Origin of the sequence: Leptospira ognonensis (assembly GCF_004770745.1) — a bacterium.
In the GTDB taxonomy this organism is placed as follows: Bacteria; Spirochaetota; Leptospiria; order Leptospirales; family Leptospiraceae; genus Leptospira_A; species Leptospira_A ognonensis.
This window is the reverse complement of sequence record NZ_RQGD01000045.1, coordinates 15,549-31,791: the sequence shown is the minus strand read 5'-3', so window position 1 is coordinate 31,791 and position 16,243 is coordinate 15,549. Positions and strand designations below refer to the sequence as shown.

13 protein-coding genes, 1 other RNA gene and 1 pseudogene are annotated in these 16,243 nt (G+C 39.7%); 5 read left to right on the top strand and 10 right to left on the bottom strand.

What is annotated here, in order from left to right; genetic code table 11:
• Positions 1-117: 117 nt before the first annotated feature.
• Entirely contained in the window at positions 118-1,560 is a 1,443-nt protein-coding gene (locus tag EHQ58_RS15690) for a hypothetical protein (RefSeq protein ID WP_135624858.1), read from the bottom strand.
• 114 nt (positions 1,561-1,674) lie between these two features.
• Here EHQ58_RS15690 and msrB point away from each other — a divergent pair, with 114 nt between their 5' ends.
• A complete protein-coding gene (gene msrB / locus EHQ58_RS15685) occupies positions 1,675-2,070 on the top strand; it encodes a peptide-methionine (R)-S-oxide reductase MsrB (protein ID WP_135624857.1) in 396 nt (131 codons plus the stop codon).
• Here msrB and EHQ58_RS15680 read toward each other — a convergent pair whose 3' ends face one another.
• Complete coding sequence (locus EHQ58_RS15680) at positions 2,071-2,526, bottom strand: tetratricopeptide repeat protein (protein WP_135624856.1); 456 nt, start codon at positions 2,524-2,526, stop codon at positions 2,071-2,073.
• Positions 2,527-2,621: 95 nt separating this feature from the next.
• Between EHQ58_RS15680 and rnpB the strand changes: the two genes are divergently transcribed.
• Positions 2,622-2,963: RNase P RNA component class A (rnpB, locus tag EHQ58_RS15675), an RNA gene on the top strand.
• Between the two features lie 1,205 nt (positions 2,964-4,168).
• Here rnpB and EHQ58_RS19125 read toward each other — a convergent pair.
• Positions 4,169-4,516, bottom strand: a pseudogene (locus EHQ58_RS19125) (nuclease-related domain-containing protein); the annotation flags it as partial.
• A gap of 42 nt (positions 4,517-4,558) precedes the next feature.
• Between EHQ58_RS19125 and EHQ58_RS15665 the strand changes: the two are divergent.
• On the top strand, positions 4,559-5,167 hold the full coding sequence (locus tag EHQ58_RS15665; protein ID WP_210412840.1) for an LBF_1134 family protein: 609 nt from the start codon (positions 4,559-4,561) through the stop codon (positions 5,165-5,167).
• A gap of 1 nt (position 5,168) precedes the next feature.
• Here the strand turns inward: EHQ58_RS15665 and EHQ58_RS15660 are convergent, their stop codons facing one another.
• Both EHQ58_RS15660 and cobA read right to left on the bottom strand, forming a co-directional pair.
• Complete coding sequence (locus EHQ58_RS15660; protein WP_342776259.1) at positions 5,169-5,765, bottom strand: precorrin-2 dehydrogenase/sirohydrochlorin ferrochelatase family protein; 597 nt, start codon at positions 5,763-5,765, stop codon at positions 5,169-5,171.
• The gene (cobA, locus tag EHQ58_RS15655; protein WP_135624855.1) at positions 5,725-6,510 is read right to left on the bottom strand and encodes a uroporphyrinogen-III C-methyltransferase; all 786 of its coding nucleotides are present in this window, start codon (positions 6,508-6,510) and stop codon (positions 5,725-5,727) included. The genes EHQ58_RS15660 and cobA overlap by 41 nt, the downstream gene beginning before the upstream one ends.
• 250 nt (positions 6,511-6,760) lie before the next feature.
• Between cobA and EHQ58_RS15650 the strand changes: the two genes are divergently transcribed.
• Positions 6,761-8,530, top strand: a complete 1,770-nt coding sequence (locus tag EHQ58_RS15650; protein ID WP_135624854.1) for a diflavin oxidoreductase — start codon at positions 6,761-6,763, stop codon at positions 8,528-8,530.
• Between the two features lie 9 nt (positions 8,531-8,539).
• The gene (locus EHQ58_RS15645) at positions 8,540-10,207 is read left to right on the top strand and encodes an NADPH-dependent assimilatory sulfite reductase hemoprotein subunit (protein ID WP_135624853.1); all 1,668 of its coding nucleotides are present in this window, start codon (positions 8,540-8,542) and stop codon (positions 10,205-10,207) included.
• 3 nt (positions 10,208-10,210) lie between these two features.
• Here the strand turns inward: EHQ58_RS15645 and EHQ58_RS15640 are convergent, their stop codons facing one another.
• From EHQ58_RS15640 to EHQ58_RS15620, 5 genes are all read right to left on the bottom strand, one after another.
• Positions 10,211-12,160 (bottom strand): PAS domain-containing hybrid sensor histidine kinase/response regulator, encoded by a 1,950-nt coding sequence (locus tag EHQ58_RS15640; protein WP_135624852.1) that lies wholly within the window; start codon positions 12,158-12,160, stop codon positions 10,211-10,213.
• Positions 12,161-12,236: 76 nt separating this feature from the next.
• The gene (locus EHQ58_RS15635; protein WP_135624851.1) at positions 12,237-13,472 is read right to left on the bottom strand and encodes a sulfate adenylyltransferase subunit 1; all 1,236 of its coding nucleotides are present in this window, start codon (positions 13,470-13,472) and stop codon (positions 12,237-12,239) included.
• A complete protein-coding gene (gene cysD / locus EHQ58_RS15630) occupies positions 13,472-14,377 on the bottom strand; it encodes a sulfate adenylyltransferase subunit CysD (RefSeq protein WP_135624850.1) in 906 nt (301 codons plus the stop codon). The genes EHQ58_RS15635 and cysD overlap by 1 nt, the downstream gene beginning before the upstream one ends.
• Positions 14,377-15,108 (bottom strand): phosphoadenylyl-sulfate reductase, encoded by a 732-nt coding sequence (locus tag EHQ58_RS15625; protein WP_135624849.1) that lies wholly within the window; start codon positions 15,106-15,108, stop codon positions 14,377-14,379. The genes cysD and EHQ58_RS15625 overlap by 1 nt, the downstream gene beginning before the upstream one ends.
• 66 nt (positions 15,109-15,174) lie before the next feature.
• Positions 15,175-16,242 carry a sulfate/molybdate ABC transporter ATP-binding protein gene (locus EHQ58_RS15620; RefSeq protein WP_135624848.1) on the bottom strand — a complete coding sequence of 356 codons (1,068 nt, stop codon included), beginning with the start codon at positions 16,240-16,242 and terminating at the stop codon, positions 15,175-15,177.
• Position 16,243: the final 1 nt, after the last annotated feature.

Here is a 16,243-nt window from a genome sequence, read left to right as displayed (position 1 = left end):
GCGTTGACCACATATATTTTAGTATACCAGGGATTCCTAAACCATTGTCACGAGAATGTCAGAATTTTCATTAAAAAAATGAGATTTATTCTCAACAAATAAGTCAGGTAAGTGATTTCAAAATAGAATGTTCTGAGTGCGCCAGACCTCAAATGAGAGTGATATATGTAGTTTCAATTGAGGATCTGATTCTAGTTCCGACTTAATTTTTGTGTAGGTGGAGCCTGGGCTAACGAAATGTATTACTTTCTTTAGTTCGGGAAATCTCTTTGTTAGGATATCGAATTCGGTGCTGCTCCGCCAAAATGCTGCTTTGATTTTTGAAGGATCAAAATCAACGGGGATTTCAGGATATGACAGGCGATACGTGGAGATGAGAGGAAAAGTGTTGTGTGATGTTTCTGAGTCCATATGTGAGAGTTTCACAAAATTTAATTTACGAGCCATTATGCTTGTGAGTTTCATAGGCTCCGATTCTCCTAGTCCATCACTCGTTCCATGAACCCAGATATTTCGATTGGAAAGATCTTTCCAGGTAGTTAGTCCTGCTGCCCATACAATCTGTTGGCTCGGGTCGGGTGCTAAATCTAAGGGAAAGGCATAACCTCTTGAGATGTATAAATCGGAGGAGGAAGGTATTTTGTATTCCAATCTTTCTCTCTGTCTTGGAGCCATTTTAGCGTTAGGTGGCCATATTTCATGAATGCTAAATTTGTCAGAACACGAATCCGAAAGCCGACAAAGACAATAATTTTTTCCTCTGCCATATTCTATATTTCCATAGGGTCTGACTAAAACGGATGCATGAATTTTTTCGTTCACATCATTTTTTTGAGAGGCGAGTGTCAATTCTTGTCTCGCCACAAAATCGGATTCCGTATCGAAGATGGCACGGAGGCAATGATGGATACTGTCAGAGTTTGTTAAAATACGAACTCCCATGATCCCCGCTAAAGGGGCACTGGGACAATAGGAAAGCGGTGGAATTAAAAATAAGGAATCAAGCAATATCTGGCGAACCAATTCCCGGCATGTATCTAATTCGTCCTGGTTCGTTCGATTTATTAAAGCCGTTAAAAGTTTATCTATATAGTTTTTTGGAATCGCCAGGGCATCAAAGTTAGAAGATAGGTATTCTGAAAAAATTTTCGAAAGATCCTCGTTCCTCGTCACGAAATTGATTTCTCGATTCCTCATCAAAAGAGGTAAAAATTCTTTCAAAAAAGATGAGGTGTTCTCCGTATGTATCTCATCACAACATAGAATATTTAGCTGGTCATTCTCTTTTAAATAGGCAGTTTTTTTAAAGAAGATGATTTCTCGCTGGTCGGATCTGCTTAGAACAGGAAATACCTTTGTCGGACTATGAGATAGGTAATCGAATTCAGATAAATTGCCAATGATGGTATCGGCATTCAATAAATTTAGATCAGATTGGCTTTCTTTGAAAATATATTCAAGTTCCAGGTCTGGAAATTTAATCTTCAGCGCCTCTCCCACCATCAGAGTATGTAACTTTGCTAAGGTGGAATTCTTTGAGCCCAGTCTGATTTTTAACAAAATTTATTTCTCATCTCCTTAGATTAACATTCCAACTAGGCAAAAGTTGCGAGTAAGAATCATTTTTTTTTAAAAAGCTATGAATGAAATGATGAGTACAAGGTCTAATACCATATGGCAGAAAAAATCAAACTATCGGAAGAGGAATTGAAACGTAAGCTTTCACCGCTTGCATACCAGATAACACAAAACAAAGGTACGGAACGACCTTTTTCTGGGGATTACTACGAGAACAAAGAAAATGGTTCTTATTTGTGTGTATGCTGTGGACAGGAACTTTTTGAATCAAAAACAAAGTATGATTCTGGAAGTGGATGGCCAAGTTATTATGCCCCAGTAAATGCAGAAGTATTAGAATCAATCGAAGATGGCAGCCATGGAATGAGAAGGACCGAGGTGATCTGTAGTCGATGTGGTGCCCATTTGGGGCATGTGTTTCCTGATGGCCCGAAACCCACGGGCCTGCGTTATTGCATCAATTCTGCTAGTCTGGAGTTTAAGAAAACGTAATCAGTCTCTAAGCCAGCTGATCGTTTCTGCACACGCAAGGTGGGAAACTTTAACTGGCTCTTCTTCTAGTCTTACGGCACCAAAGTTAACGCCCATTTGTCGGTAGATTCTTATCGCTAATCTCTGAAGTTTTGAGGCTTCGCATCGGTTGCCCAGTTTGCTCTCAATAGCAGATACTTTCGTGAGGATATGTGCACTCCCTTCCGTTTGTTTCATGCCAATCGCTTGTCTAAGGACGAGCGCCTTTTGGAAATGGATTTTTGCTTCTTTCAACTGTTCCATTTCATACGCCCGCAAACCCATTTCTTCTAAAACTTCAATGATCTTTGGAATCCGAGAGATTCGGACTTCGCTTAATATTTCATCACTCGTTTTATCCTCGACTGGAACTGCGTACAGAATGGGCAAAGCAGTCAAAAAAAGTGCAAAAAAAGAGTAAAATCTGAAAGTTTTCATCGGATCACCATTACGAGAGAATGAATGCAGAAATCATGCCAAATTTTATGCGATTAACCTCTGGACGGAAAAAATAGGTGATTCATTTTGAGTTTGGCTCTGGTCGAGCGGTCGCCCTAAGATTTATCAAACATAGATCTTGGGGAGGAAAGTCCGGACACTAGGGGACAATCGGACCGAGTAACACTCGGGATGCGAAAGGGTGACTGATCGTATACGGAAAGTGCAACAGAAAAAATACCGCCATGCAAATGGTAAGGGCGAAATGGTGGGGTAAGAGCCCACCGCTTATTTTGTAAAAAATAAGGCAAGGTAAACCCTCCGATGTGCAATCTCAAGTAAGCAACCGTTATGAGCTGTCCCGCCAGGTTGTGGGTAGAGAGCATCAGATAGATGATCGCATAAAACAGAATCCGGCTTACGGGCCAGGGCCACTTTTTTTTAGTAGAAGATGAAGTTGGTTTTCTTCCTCTTCATCATATAACACGCATACTAAATCCCGAAAAAGCAAAACTGCTTTTGCAATTTCAGACCTAGTCTGTGGTAACTGCCAGTTTTTAAAACCTACAAGCATTCCACACTTATCCTCCATTCCGATAAATTCAGATAGGGTTAAAAAAGAGATGGAATGCTCTTTTAAAAACTGACCAAGTTCAGGTTGGCTTTTTTTAAAATTTTCGTCTGGGCAGATCACTCTGATTTCATCAGAGGATACATCTAGAATTTTTTTCGCATATCCTAAGCACCATTTTAATTTCTCGGAAATTGTATCTACTTTAGATACGGGAACTAGTTGAACATCGGTTAATGTTTCAAGTACGGATTCTCCTCCGTCACCGTTTGATAGCTGATTGGCGAAATTTGCGATTTCAGGAGAGTTTCTAATATTTCGAATGATATCCCACGACCGATGAGGAGTTTTTTCTAAAAAGGAAACAATATCCGAGTTTTTAGTTTTAAAACTCCTGCTCATAAACCATGTCCAGTTACAAGTCTTCCAAAAATTTTCGGATAGATAGTTGAATAAATCTTTTAAAGTGTTTGCTTCCATCCAATCTTCAACCTGGTCTATGATCAAATGATCGAACTTTTGGTTTTTGATCTCTGAGATATGATGGATAAGAATGGGTTTGGAAAAACTTTCCATTGCCTCAAGTTCATCCTTCCACAATTTGAAGAGAGAAGGGGATCCTTGCCAAATCACGACAGATTTTTTTTCTTCGGCAAAAGTTAATCCTAATTGTCCTGCAAGTATCGATTTACCAGAACCAGGGACTCCATAGACAATGGATCTTGAGGCAATCGTAATTTCAGAGATCAGAGAAAACTGTTCTCTTGTAAGTGCGAGAAGTTTGTCATCTCTTGTGCTCGATTTTTTGGATAGATCTGAGACAAAGTTAAGATTTTTGACTAAAACTTCGTGGATCTGATTTAAGATCTCCTTATCAAGGGGCTTGCGAGTTTCTCGGTTTTGGATTTTGTCTATAATCTCTTGTAAGGAAAACTTTCCATCCTCAAGTTCATCCTTTCCAAATATCCAAGGTGATTCCGTATTTTTATGAAAAAATTCTCTTCTTTCGTTCTTAAGGAAAAAGAGAGCACAATCATAATACTCTTCAGGAAAAAAATCTTCTAACCCGTTATGATTTCTTAAAAATTCGCGAAACAAGGAAAGCTGTGTGGTTGATTGTTCAATCGGACTTCGGTATGACTTACCTTCAACTTCCTCCCATTCTCGCATGCGGACATTATAAAATTCCCATTTACCTCGATTGATCTTCCAGCGACCATTTTTTAACTCAATGGTGACGATCCCGTAAGGATTGACCACGACAAAGTCAATCTCGCGCATTGGGACATCCGGAGTGATGAGGGTCAGAGAATAGTAAACATTGTCCGAGTCATTAATTTCCCTGGAAAAGCGTCTATAAAAATGATGTTCGCTAGAAATGTCGTTGGTTGTGGCAGGAAATTGTTTCGGATAAATCATTTTTCGGTGAACGGAAAACCCATCATCGGAAAGAATTGCGAAATGAGGAATTTCTTTTTTTTAATTTCAGTCACAGCATTGATCAGTTTTTGTGCCGGCGGGAATCTTAAGGTAAAAGTTAAGTCTGACCTATCTGGTGAAATGCAAATCTATGAGAAAAAAATGAAGCGGAAGTCGGGTGGAATTTTTTTTGGTAGTGGCTTAAAGGCGGAGTATGAATCGGAGCTGCTAATCAAAGAACGATTCTACACCTTTCAAAATATCACCAAAATTTCACCTCCAGGACTGAGGTTCCTTCAATACCAGGAAGAAAACGATACGGCTCATAGCTTTATGGTAGTCATCGATACTAGCAATAAATCAAAGTTAATAGAAGCTCTTGGGATTAAAAAAGAAGAAATTCAAAATTTGATTTCTGAGGCAAAGAGTCGAGATGATTTAATGCGTTTCAATACCTTGTCAGAACATATTCAAATCGAATTATATCTGCCTTACCAAATAAAAGCTATAAAATTTACCGAACATCGAACACCAGGAGAATGGACGGCACGATCGGAAGGTAATGGAAAAGTGGTGATCAATATACCACTTTACTCCTGTTGGGAAAATGAATATCCACTAACGGAGATTCAAATCACCTATAAAGATTGATTCAATCGGATTTTTTTCGAAAGTATTTATTTTCGAGATCATGGATGATTGTCTTTAAAACGTTTCTTCGCTCAGCTAAATCGGGAAGTTTTTCTTTTAGTTCTCTTCTCATGGCGTATATCTTTTCAAAAAGTTCGGAATCCCCTTCGGGGAGAACCTCTTCAAATAACCGCCGTAAACTCGCTGTTAGACCAGCAAAATTACCGTCCGTGGAGATGGCAAAAGAAACCGCCCCTAGGTTGATTAGTGATGCGGAATAAAAATCGCAATTTCTTGGATCATCTACTGAATTTGCCCATGTTTTAAGTGACTTTGCGATACTTCTAAATTGCTGATTTGTCTCTGGATCATTTGTGGCTAGAAAAATGATGTCTCTGTCTTCTAAGTCTGCTGCTACCACATCTCGCAGTATCACCTTAATATGATTCTTACCATTGACAAAAGCTTGAACTTCTGGATGGAGATCTCGTGTAATGATGGTTATAATGGCTTCTGTATTCTCAAGACCTTGGAGTTTTTCGAGACAAGCAAGTCCTCCTCCCACAATTAGCAGATTTCTATTTTGTAGATTGAGAAAGATTGGATATTTTTTTATCATGATTCCATACTTCCAGACTCTTTCGGATAGCCTCGCCAACATAGAGTATACCGGGTCCGTTTGTTTCTTTCGGAATTCCTTTTTCTGAAGCCAAGTTAAGAGTGGAAAATGAGGAAGTGACTTTCCTTCCGCCGGCATTTTCAACGAGAGCAATCGGAGTCTCTGGTAAAATCCCTTTAGCAATTAATTTTAAGGATAATTCTTTTATTTTTTGAGTTCCCATCAAGATGACAATCGTTCCAAAAAAATTTTCCATACCCACCCAACTTCTGTTATCTTCCATGATCGTGTGACCATCCAAAATGATGATCTGTCTTGAAACGCCTCTAAGTGTAAGAGAAGAATTTAATGCACTCACACCTGCCGTGACAGAACTGACTCCTGGAATGATTTCAAAAGAGATTCCATTTTCTTGTAGGATTTCAATTTCTTCGCCGAGTCTCCCGAATACAGTTGCATCGCCTCCCTTAAGCCGCACGACGTGTTTGCCAGCCTTTGCGTATTCGAGTAGGAGTTCGCTGATTTCTTCTTGGGTTCGAGAGTGCTGACCGGAACGTTTTCCAACATAAAGGCAGATCGCACTTTCTGGGAAGATGTCCAAAAATTCTGGATCGAGAAGGGCATCATAGAGAATCACTTCTGCATTTTTGATGCGCTCGAGCCCTCTGAGAGTGAGCAAATCTACGGGACCAGGCCCTCCGCTCACAAAGCTGACCCGACCAATTTCTGTCTTATTGGACAACATATTCGTTATATTTTAAATAATCCCATTGATCGTCAAGTGAATCTCCCTCCTTTTTCCTATTGCTCCGCTCCGAATTCTCCTATGGATGTTAATATTTTTTACATTTTCTCCATTTTTTTGGTTTACCCATGCCTTTCTGAGTACGAACGTTCAATTTATCGGACTTTTTGGATGTTTTAATAGAATTATTGGCGGCATGCAAGCCCGATGAGCCATTTTGATCACCCAGGCAAAGGAATCGTAACGAACAATGCTCTCAGATGAGAAACGGAACAAGTTTTTTGAACTCTTAAAAGATTCATCCAAAGACGAGTGGGTCTGGATGAACGGATATTTGTCTGCACTGGTCATGCCCTTGGATGGACCCATCCCCTTAAAAAGTATAACAAATGATATGTCGGAAAGAATTGTCACAAGTTCAGTCCCGACAACGGTACTGGCTCCTGCTGTTCCGGCAACTCTACAGGTAACGGTTGTTTATGGAACAGAAACCGGAAATTCCAAAAAACTTGCGACCGGTCTGGTTAAAAAACTGAAAGATGCCGGACATAAAGCGACTTTAAAAAATACAGAAACATATAAAGCAAGCGAACTTGATCAGGAAAAAAACCTAATCGTTGTCGTATCAACTCATGGTGACGGTGAGCCACCAGCAGCAGCAAAAAATTTTTTAGAAATATTAAAAAATAAAACTTCAAAATTTAAAAAGTTAAATTTTGCGGTGATTGGATTGGGCGATACCTCGTATCCTTTATTTTGCCAAACGGGAGTTGATGTAGATTCATTGTTATTTGGACTTGGTGGAACCCGCATCCAAGAGGTAGCAAAATGCGATTTGGACATTGATACTACGGCTTCACCTTGGATCGATTTACTTCTATCCAATCTTTCCCAACTTGGCGAAAAAAATGGAGAAGTTACTGCAAAAGCTACTGAAAACAAAACGACGACCAATAAAAGAATCATTTATACTGGTAAGGTGACGACTAACCTTGTGCTGAATGACATTGGTTCAACGAAATCAACTCGCCATATCGAGATTGAATCCGATGCATCAATCCTTTACCTACCAGGAGATAGTGCAGGTTTTATCCCACAAAACAAAGAAGAAGAAGTGAACCAGATTTTGTCTTTGTTAAAAATTGGTCCAGAAGAGAGAGTCAGTCATGCAGGTGAAACATGGATGGCAAAAGATCTTTTACTCACAAAACTTTCCATTCGAAATCTTCCGGATCGTGTGATAAAAAAATATGCTGATTTTGTTAAGACCGATATTCCTACTACAAGATTTGACTTAGATGTCCTTCTCAGCGATTTCCCTTTACCCTCTGGAACAAACGCAGGCCAGGTTTTTGCGATTTTGGAAAATATGGTACCCAGATATTATTCCATCGCATCTTCTCCAAGTGCCCATGGGGAACATGCCATCCATCTAACAGTGGCCGAGGTGGCAATCGAAACAAAAACAGGAGTTAAAGAGGGGTTATGTTCTGGCTATCTCTCGAATTTTACAGTCGGTGAGGAAGTTTTGTTTTTCATTCAGAAAAATGATAATTTTAGACTCCCACCGGATGACGCATCACTCATTATGATCGGCCCGGGAACTGGGATTGCGCCATTTCGCTCCTTTTTAATGGAAAGGGACGCAGCCTCAGCTTCAGGAAAAAACTGGCTGTTTTTTGGAGAACGAAACTTTGTCTCCGATTTTTACTACCAAGCAGAATTGTTACAATTGATGGAAACAGGAATCCTGCAGAAGCTAAATGCAGCCTTTTCACGGGACACGAAAAACAAAGTATATGTTCAGGATCGGATGCTAGAAAATGCCTCTGAGTTATTAAAATGGATAGAAGAGGGTGCATATATTTACGTATGCGGTTCCAAAGATCCAATGAGTAAAGACGTAGAAAAGCAATTACTTCAAATACTCTCGGCCAGAGAATTTGAAACAAATCTATCTGCGGAAGATTATTTAAGTAGCCTGGAAGAATCTGGTCGCTACAAGAAAGATGTATATTAAGGATTTCATATGTCAACACCTGGAAAAAAAGAAACAGTTGCCGAAAGAGTAAAAAGGGAGAGTCGAGGACTTAGAGGAACGCTTGCTGAAAGTTTAAAAGATGAGCATACAGGTTCCCTTCGGGCTGACGACCAACTTCTTCTTAAATTTCATGGCATGTATCAGCAAGATGATCGTGATAGGAGAGAAGAAAGAACCCTAAAAAAGTTGGACAGATTGCACTCTTTTATGATTCGACTTCGGATTCCCGGTGGTATGGTCGGTCCAGTTCACTGGGAAGAGCTTCATAATGTGGCTGGCAAAAATTCTACTGGGACGATCAAAATTACGACCAGGCAAACTGTGCAATTGCATGGTATTTTGAAGACGCAGATCAAACCCACGATCAAGGCATTTGACCAGGTTTTCTTGGATTCGATTGCAGCTTGCGGTGATGTTAATCGTAACGTTACTTGCACATCGAATCCAACTGCCTCGCCGCTCCATAAAGAAGTTTTTGGTTATGCGGGAGAAATCAGCAGGTCCCTTCTTCCGAAAACGAGAGCATATTATGAAATATGGCTAGATGAGAAACAGCTCGTTGAAAAGGAAGAGCCAAAAGACCCTCTCTATAAAGATTTATACCTTCCGCGCAAATTTAAAATTGCGATTGCTATCCCTCCGCATAACGACGTCGATATTTTTACAAATGATATTGGTCTGATCGCGATTATTGAGAATGGTGCATTGATTGGGTTTAATGTATCCATAGGTGGAGGGCTCGGCACGACTCATGGAAATCCTGATACATATCCAAGGCTCGGAACAGTCATTGGCTTTATCGAAAAAAAAGATGTTTTGAAAGTCGTTTACGAAATTGTTACGGTTCAGCGAGATTTTGGTAATCGGGAAGATCGAAAGCTTTCTCGTTTGAAATACACCGTGGATCGTATGGGTATTGATACTTATAAGAAAGAAGTCGAAAGCAGAACAGGAATACCTTTCCAGCCAGCGAAAAATTATAAGTTCGAAACAAGAACCGACGAATTTGGCTGGAGACAGGACACAGCAGGAAACTGGCATTATACTGTTTTTGTAGAGAATGGTCGCGTATTGGATGAGAATGGATATAATTTAAAATCAGCTCTTCTGGAAGTTTCAAAGACGAGACGGGCGGTTTTTCGATTCACTTGCAATCAAAATGTCATTCTTTCGGATGTATTGCCAAAGGACAAAGAGCTGATCCATGAAATTCTAGTCCGTTATGATGTTGATAAAAAGACAACGGAAGCTTCTCCACTAAGAAAGAATTCGATAGCTTGTGTTGCACTGAGCACGTGTTCGCTTGCGCTCGCGGAGGGTCAAAGGTATCTACCATCGCTCGTGGATAAGATTGAAGGAATTTTAATAAAGTATGGTTTGAAAAATGAGCCCATCACGATTCGTATGACTGGTTGTCCGAATGGTTGTGCTAGACCGTATATTTCTGAAATAGGCTTAGTTGGAACAGCGTACGGAAAGTACAACCTTCACTTAGGAGCCGATTGGGAAGGTGCTAGGATGAATCGAAAGTATAAAGAAAGTTTAGACGAAGATCAAATCTTAAATGAACTTGATCTATTACTCGGAAGGTTTTCAAAAGAGAGAAAAAAATCAGAAAGCTTTGGTGACTTTATAAACAACCTAGGAATTTTATAGTATCTAGTCATTAAACTGATTGATGACGTCTAAAAGCTCCTCTTTCACTATGGGTTTTGTGAGATACCAATCACCGCCTGCTTCTAATCCTCGTTCGCGGTCCTCGACCATGGCCGCGGCGGATAAAAATACAATAGGAATGCGTTTTTGACTTATCTTCTCTTTTTCTAATGACCTAATTTCGGCTGTTGCCTCGAATCCAGTTTTATCTGGCATATGTACGTCCATTAAAATCAAATCGAATTCTTCTTCCTTGAATAAATCGACTGCTTCATTACCGTTACTTGCTGTGCTGACTATAAAACCAGCAGAGACAAGAATTTTTTTTGCCAAGATTTGATTGATGGTATCATCTTCTGCGATTAATATTTTGTTTTTCCTGGCCTTATAATTCGCGTTAGATTGTATTGCCGCTGATGTGGCAAATCCAGAATCTGAATCAAATGATTTGATAGGTAACATAATTTTAAAAAGAGATCCATGCTCTTCTCTAGTTGACGACGAAAATGAGATCGTCCCATTCATTTTTTCGATTAATTTTTTGGAGATAGTTAGACCAAGTCCTGTACCACCAAATTCTCTCGCATCGCTGAAATCTTCTTGCTGGAAAGGCAAAAAGATTCGTTCGAAATTTTCTGTCTTGATTCCTTTTCCTGTATCCTGAACAGAAATTTCAATTAGATCTTTTTGCAAACTTTTGAAACAAACTTCAATTTTTCCTTTTTCAGTAAATTTAATTGCGTTATTCACTAAATTTAAGATCACCTGTAAGATACGAAATTCATCTCCAAGCATCATTTTGGGTAAGTTGGAATCCACAGAGAGATGGAAGTGGAGATTTTTCTTTTTCTTATTCATTAAGATCGTTGCCGTTTCTTCTGTTCGTTTGGCAATTTCAAATATGGAGAACGGGAATTCGTTTATTTGCATTTGATTTGCATCAATCTTGGACAAATCCAAAATATCGTTGATGATGTTCAGCAATAAATTTCCGCTATTTTTTATTATAGCTAATTGTTGTTTTGTTTCATCAGAATGATTTTCATCCATCATCAGATCCGTATAACCAATTATTGCGTTCAATGGAGTTCTGATTTCGTGGGAAACGTTTGCAAGAAAAGAAGATTTGATTTTGTCTGCGGATTCTGCCTTTAATTTTGATTCGATTAAGGCTTCTTCCGTTTTCTTTCTCTCAGAAATATCATGAAATACAGCAAATACCTGAATTGCCTCTTTCGTATTTGGATGGTAGATCACCTGCGTATTGATCGATATCCAAGTCAAATTGCCATTTGCCTTTCTGACACCCATGATAAAATCCTTTATAGGAATTTTAGTTTGAATGGTTACCATCGCCGGATGGTTTTCGCCCGGAAGGTATTCGCCATGCTCATTTACAGCCTGCCATCTTGGGTCAATTGATGTAAGGCCGACCATCTGTTCAAAGGTAAGTCCTAAAATTTGTTCGGCACTCCGATTTGCAGAAAGAATTTTTCCACTCATATCATGAATGACGAGTCCCTCTTGCATTGTTTGAAACAGGAGCTTGTCTTTTTCTTGAATGATCGACATCGTTAGATCAGATGACTTACTCGTCGTTATATCTTGTATATATCCATACCATTGTATCTTTCCCTCTTTTTCAAAGGGAGTGGCATTTCCAGTTAACCAATATTGCCTCCCATCCTTTTCAATTCTCCATTCGAAATTCCAAGGCTTTAGCAGTTCTGCCGACTCACGAAAACTTGAAAGTAACGCGGGAAGCTCATCACAACCGATTGTATCAAAAAAGGAATGAACATCATAATGGCTTTCATAATCAATGAGTGAAAAAAGAGCAGCAAATTCATGGGATAAAAAGTCTATAGAAAAAGTGCCGTCCGGATTTAAGGATAATTGAAAGCGAAAGGATATTTGGGTAAGATTCGATTCGCCAAAGTAAACTGGATGCACAAACCATGGGACGAAAAAAACAAAAGAAATTTATGTATAAATCTCAAGCCAAGCGAAATTTATTTTAAAGGAATGCTTATTTGGTAAGCATTCCCGCCGCTACAGTTTGGTTTGTTCCTTCGTCAACTAGCACAAAACTTCCCGTTGCACGTATTGAGTCATACGTATCATACGCCACAGGTTTTGCTGTCCGAATGACGATTCTGCCAATCTGATTTAATTCCAGATTTGAAGCTTCTATCTTAGCATGTGTTTGAGTATCGACCCGAAATGAAATTTCTTTTACGGCTGATTTGACATTCCCAGTGGATTGACGTAAAAGATACTTTCCTCCAATATTGAGTGGTTTCGTGTCCATCCAGCAAACATCAGCCGTGAGATCTTGCGATACCGTGGGAATATTATTACTAGGAACTATCATATCTCCTCGACTCACATCAATATCATCTGTGAGTAATATCGTCACGGACATAGGTGAATATGCTTCTTCCTTTTTCCCCTCATAAGTATCAATTTGTTTAATTTTGGATTTTAATCCTGAAGGTAATACCGTCACCTCATCGCCAACCCGAAAGCTTCCGCTGCGAATTTGCCCCGCGTAACCACGATAATCATGAAATTCATCGGTCTGAGGTCTAATGACATACTGTACTGGAAATCGTGGATGTGTATCCTCTTCGTCAAAGTTAACTTCGACTTCTTCCAAAAAGCCGAGTAACGTATTGCCTTTCCACCAGAGCATATCCTTAGACGGTTCGACTACATTATCTCCACGTAATGCGGAAATTGGAATAAATTCAATGGCCTTCAACTTCAAATCTTTGGCAAAGTCTAAATATTGTTTACGAATTTCTTCGAAGCGAGATTCGGAAAAATCTACCAAATCCATTTTATTGACACATACAACTACAGAAGGTATACGAAGGAGTGATGTGATATATGAGTGTCTATACGTTTGTTCGATAACACCTTTTCTGGCATCTATTAAGATGATCGCCAAATCGGAATTTGATGCACCTGTAACCATGTTTCGTGTGTATTGGATGTGGCCTGGTGCATCGGCAATGATAAATTTCCTTTTCGGAGTCGAGAAATATTTATAGGCAATATCGATGGTAATTCCCTGTTCTCTTTCTGCCTTCAATCCATCAGTGAGAAGTGCTAGATTGATTTCGCCATTGACTTGGCCTGCGCGCTCAAGTGCGTCCAACTGGTCCTGGAAGACAGATTTGCTATCATAGAGTAGCCTACCAATGAGCGTTGATTTTCCATCATCTACGCTACCTGCTGTAATAAATCTTAACATATCCATTAAAAATAACCTCCGCGCTTTCTTTCTTCCATCGCAGCTTCTGATCTCTTATCATCTAACCTAGATCCACGTTCTGTTGTCCGAGAAATTTGAATTTCTCTGATGATATCGTCTATATGATTCGCTTCTGATTCAACGGCTGCTGTGCATGTCATGTCACCCACGGTCCTGAATCTGACGGTCTTTTCTTCAACCTTATCACTTGCATCCAAAGTTATGAATTTGGAAACCGGAAAGACAACGTTTTCGCGCCAAACAATCTCACGTTTATGAGAAAAATATAGGGAAGGTAGATCAATGTTTTCGGTGCGTATGTATTCCCATACATCAAGCTCAGTCCAATTGCTGATGGGAAACACTCTTACGTTCTCACCGACGTGAATTTTTCCATTATAAATATTCCAAAGTTCAGGCCTTTGCAATTTTGGATCCCAACTTCCGAACTCATCGCGTACGGAAAATACTCTTTCTTTCGCGCGTGCTTTCTCCTCATCTCTTCTAGCCCCACCGATGCAAGCGTCAAATTTGAATTCACTAATCGTATCAAGAAGGGTTACTGTTTGTATCGCATTGCGACTTGGAAATTTTCCTTTTTCTTCTACTGCTTTGCCTTGATCAATAGAGTCCTGGACATACCTTACGATTAATTTCTCTCCGATCCGTTTCGCTAAAGCGTCTCGAAAGTCGAGCGCTTCTTGAAAATTATGCCCTGTGTCAATATGAACTAAGGGAAATGGAAATTTACCAGGACGAAATGCTTTCAGTGCTAAATGAACGAGGGTGATCGAATCCTTTCCACCAGAAAAGAGGAGTGCCGGTCTTTCAAATTGAGCCGCCACTTCACGAAGTATATAGATGGATTCCGCTTCTAACTGTTGTAAGTGCGATAATTTCTTGAGTGTCATTATGCTTTCATTTCCTTTTTAGGTGTTAACTTGCCGTCTACCCAATGGAGACCGCATTCTTTTGTATTTTCATTTTCCCACCACCAGCGTCCCGCTCGAAAATCCTCTCCAGGCTCTATGGTGCGTGTGCATGGGGCACAACCTATGCTTGGATATCCTTTATCATGCAAACTATTATAAGGAATATGGTTTTCGCGAACGTATGTCCATGTATCCTCCCAAGTCCAATCCAAAATGGGATGAACTTTGATGATATCTTTGGCCACATCCAATTCCACCTTCGGCATGTCACCTCTCGTACCTGATTGTTCCTTACGAATTCCTGTGATCCAAATCTTGGCACTCTTTAATGCTCTGTCGAGAGGGATCACTTTACGTATATGGCAGCATTCCTTTCTTTGTTCGATGGATGCATAGAAGGAGTCGGGTCCATTTTTCAGAAGAAATGGTTCTAGATCAGAGGCATTCGGGAAGTAAGTTTCTATTTGCTTTCCATACTTATCTAGCGTCAGGCGATGAAGTTCATAAGTCTCTCGGAACAATCTGCCTGTGTCTAGAGTAACTACTCGAATTGAGTAGTTATTTTTAAAAATGGCATGCGTAATTGCTTGGTCTTCCAATCCAAAACTTGTCGTGAATACGGCATCTTTACCATACAATTCATTGATTTTACCAAGAGACTGTTCAAGGTTCAGTGGCGTCAAAAGATTTGAAATTTCAGTCATATTCATGTCAGTCATTCTATCCTCACCAGGCTGTAAAAATTTGTAAAAGTCCTTCTAATAACTTCAAAAATATTAAATGGAAAAATCATCATCAACGTATACCGTAGCTTTTTTAATGCGTAAATAAACAGTTTCACCCGGAAGTAAATTCAAAGCCTTATAATTTTCTTGTTCAAGAACTGATTCGATAAGAGTGCCTGTATCTTTACGTTTCAACTCCACGCGAACATTCCGTCCGGTCGAATGAATGTATTGTATTTCGGCTGCAATTCCTTGGTCTTTTGATCTCAATATTTCCACATCATAAGGACGTACGTAGGCTACTGCAGCAGAATTTTCCAGAGCAGCATGGTCAGGCGATTCGACATCTACATTTCCAATAACAGCTTTTCCTTCATGGATTCTGCCATGGAATAGGTTTACATCCCCTAAAAAGTTGAATACGAAGGGAGATTTTGGTTTGTTATAGACTTCGTCGGGGCTACCAATCTGCTCAATCTTGCCAGATCTAAGGATGACGACGGTATCGCTAACTTCCAGAGCTTCTTCTTGGTCATGAGTTACAAATACACTTGTGATATGAATTTCGTCATGCAAACGACGTACCCAATTTCTAAGTTCTTTTCTGACTTTTGCATCTAACGCACCAAAAGGTTCATCAAGTAATAAAAATTTTGGTTCAATCGCCAGTGCCCGTGCAAGTGCCACTCTTTGTCTTTGGCCACCGGATAGCTCGCTAGGATAGCGGTATTGAAAATTATCCAATTGCACTAACTTGAGTAAGCTGTGAACTTTTTCTTCAATCTCTGCTTTGCTTGGTCTTATATTTCTTTTTCGAACTTTCAAACCAAAGGCAACATTCTCGAAAATATTCATATGCCGAAAAAGCGCATAATGCTGAAACACAAAACCAACTTCGCCATTCTTGATTTTCGAAGTATTGGCCATCTCATCATGAAAAATGATTTCACCGCTATCAGGGGATTCAAGTCCCGCGATGATACGCAACAGAGTCGTTTTTCCACTTCCGCTTGGTCCAAGTAAGGCGGCTAGCTCACCATGTTTAATGGTTAGATTGATATTTGAAAGAGCCTCAAATGATCCGAACGATTTATTTATGTTTTTAATTTCGATAGACATG

Bases quoted from the DNA above. Each gene is read 5' to 3' on its own strand.
- msrB (WP_135624857.1), top strand. From the start codon at position 1,675: ATGGCAGAAAAAATCAAACTATCGGAAGAGGAATTGAAACGTAAGCTT.
- EHQ58_RS15680 (WP_135624856.1), bottom strand. From the start codon at position 2,526: ATGAAAACTTTCAGATTTTACTCTTTTTTTGCACTTTTTTTGACTGCT.
- EHQ58_RS15665 (WP_210412840.1), top strand. From the start codon at position 4,559: ATGAGGAATTTCTTTTTTTTAATTTCAGTCACAGCATTGATCAGTTTT.
- EHQ58_RS15660 (WP_342776259.1), bottom strand. From the start codon at position 5,765: ATGATAAAAAAATATCCAATCTTTCTCAATCTACAAAATAGAAATCTG.
- cobA (WP_135624855.1), bottom strand. From the start codon at position 6,510: ATGTTGTCCAATAAGACAGAAATTGGTCGGGTCAGCTTTGTGAGCGGA.
- EHQ58_RS15650 (WP_135624854.1), top strand. From the start codon at position 6,761: ATGCTCTCAGATGAGAAACGGAACAAGTTTTTTGAACTCTTAAAAGAT.
- EHQ58_RS15645 (WP_135624853.1), top strand. From the start codon at position 8,540: ATGTCAACACCTGGAAAAAAAGAAACAGTTGCCGAAAGAGTAAAAAGG.
- EHQ58_RS15635 (WP_135624851.1), bottom strand. From the start codon at position 13,472: ATGGATATGTTAAGATTTATTACAGCAGGTAGCGTAGATGATGGAAAA.
- cysD (WP_135624850.1), bottom strand. From the start codon at position 14,377: ATGACACTCAAGAAATTATCGCACTTACAACAGTTAGAAGCGGAATCC.
- EHQ58_RS15625 (WP_135624849.1), bottom strand. From the start codon at position 15,108: ATGAATATGACTGAAATTTCAAATCTTTTGACGCCACTGAACCTTGAA.
- EHQ58_RS15620 (WP_135624848.1), bottom strand. From the start codon at position 16,242: ATGTCTATCGAAATTAAAAACATAAATAAATCGTTCGGATCATTTGAG.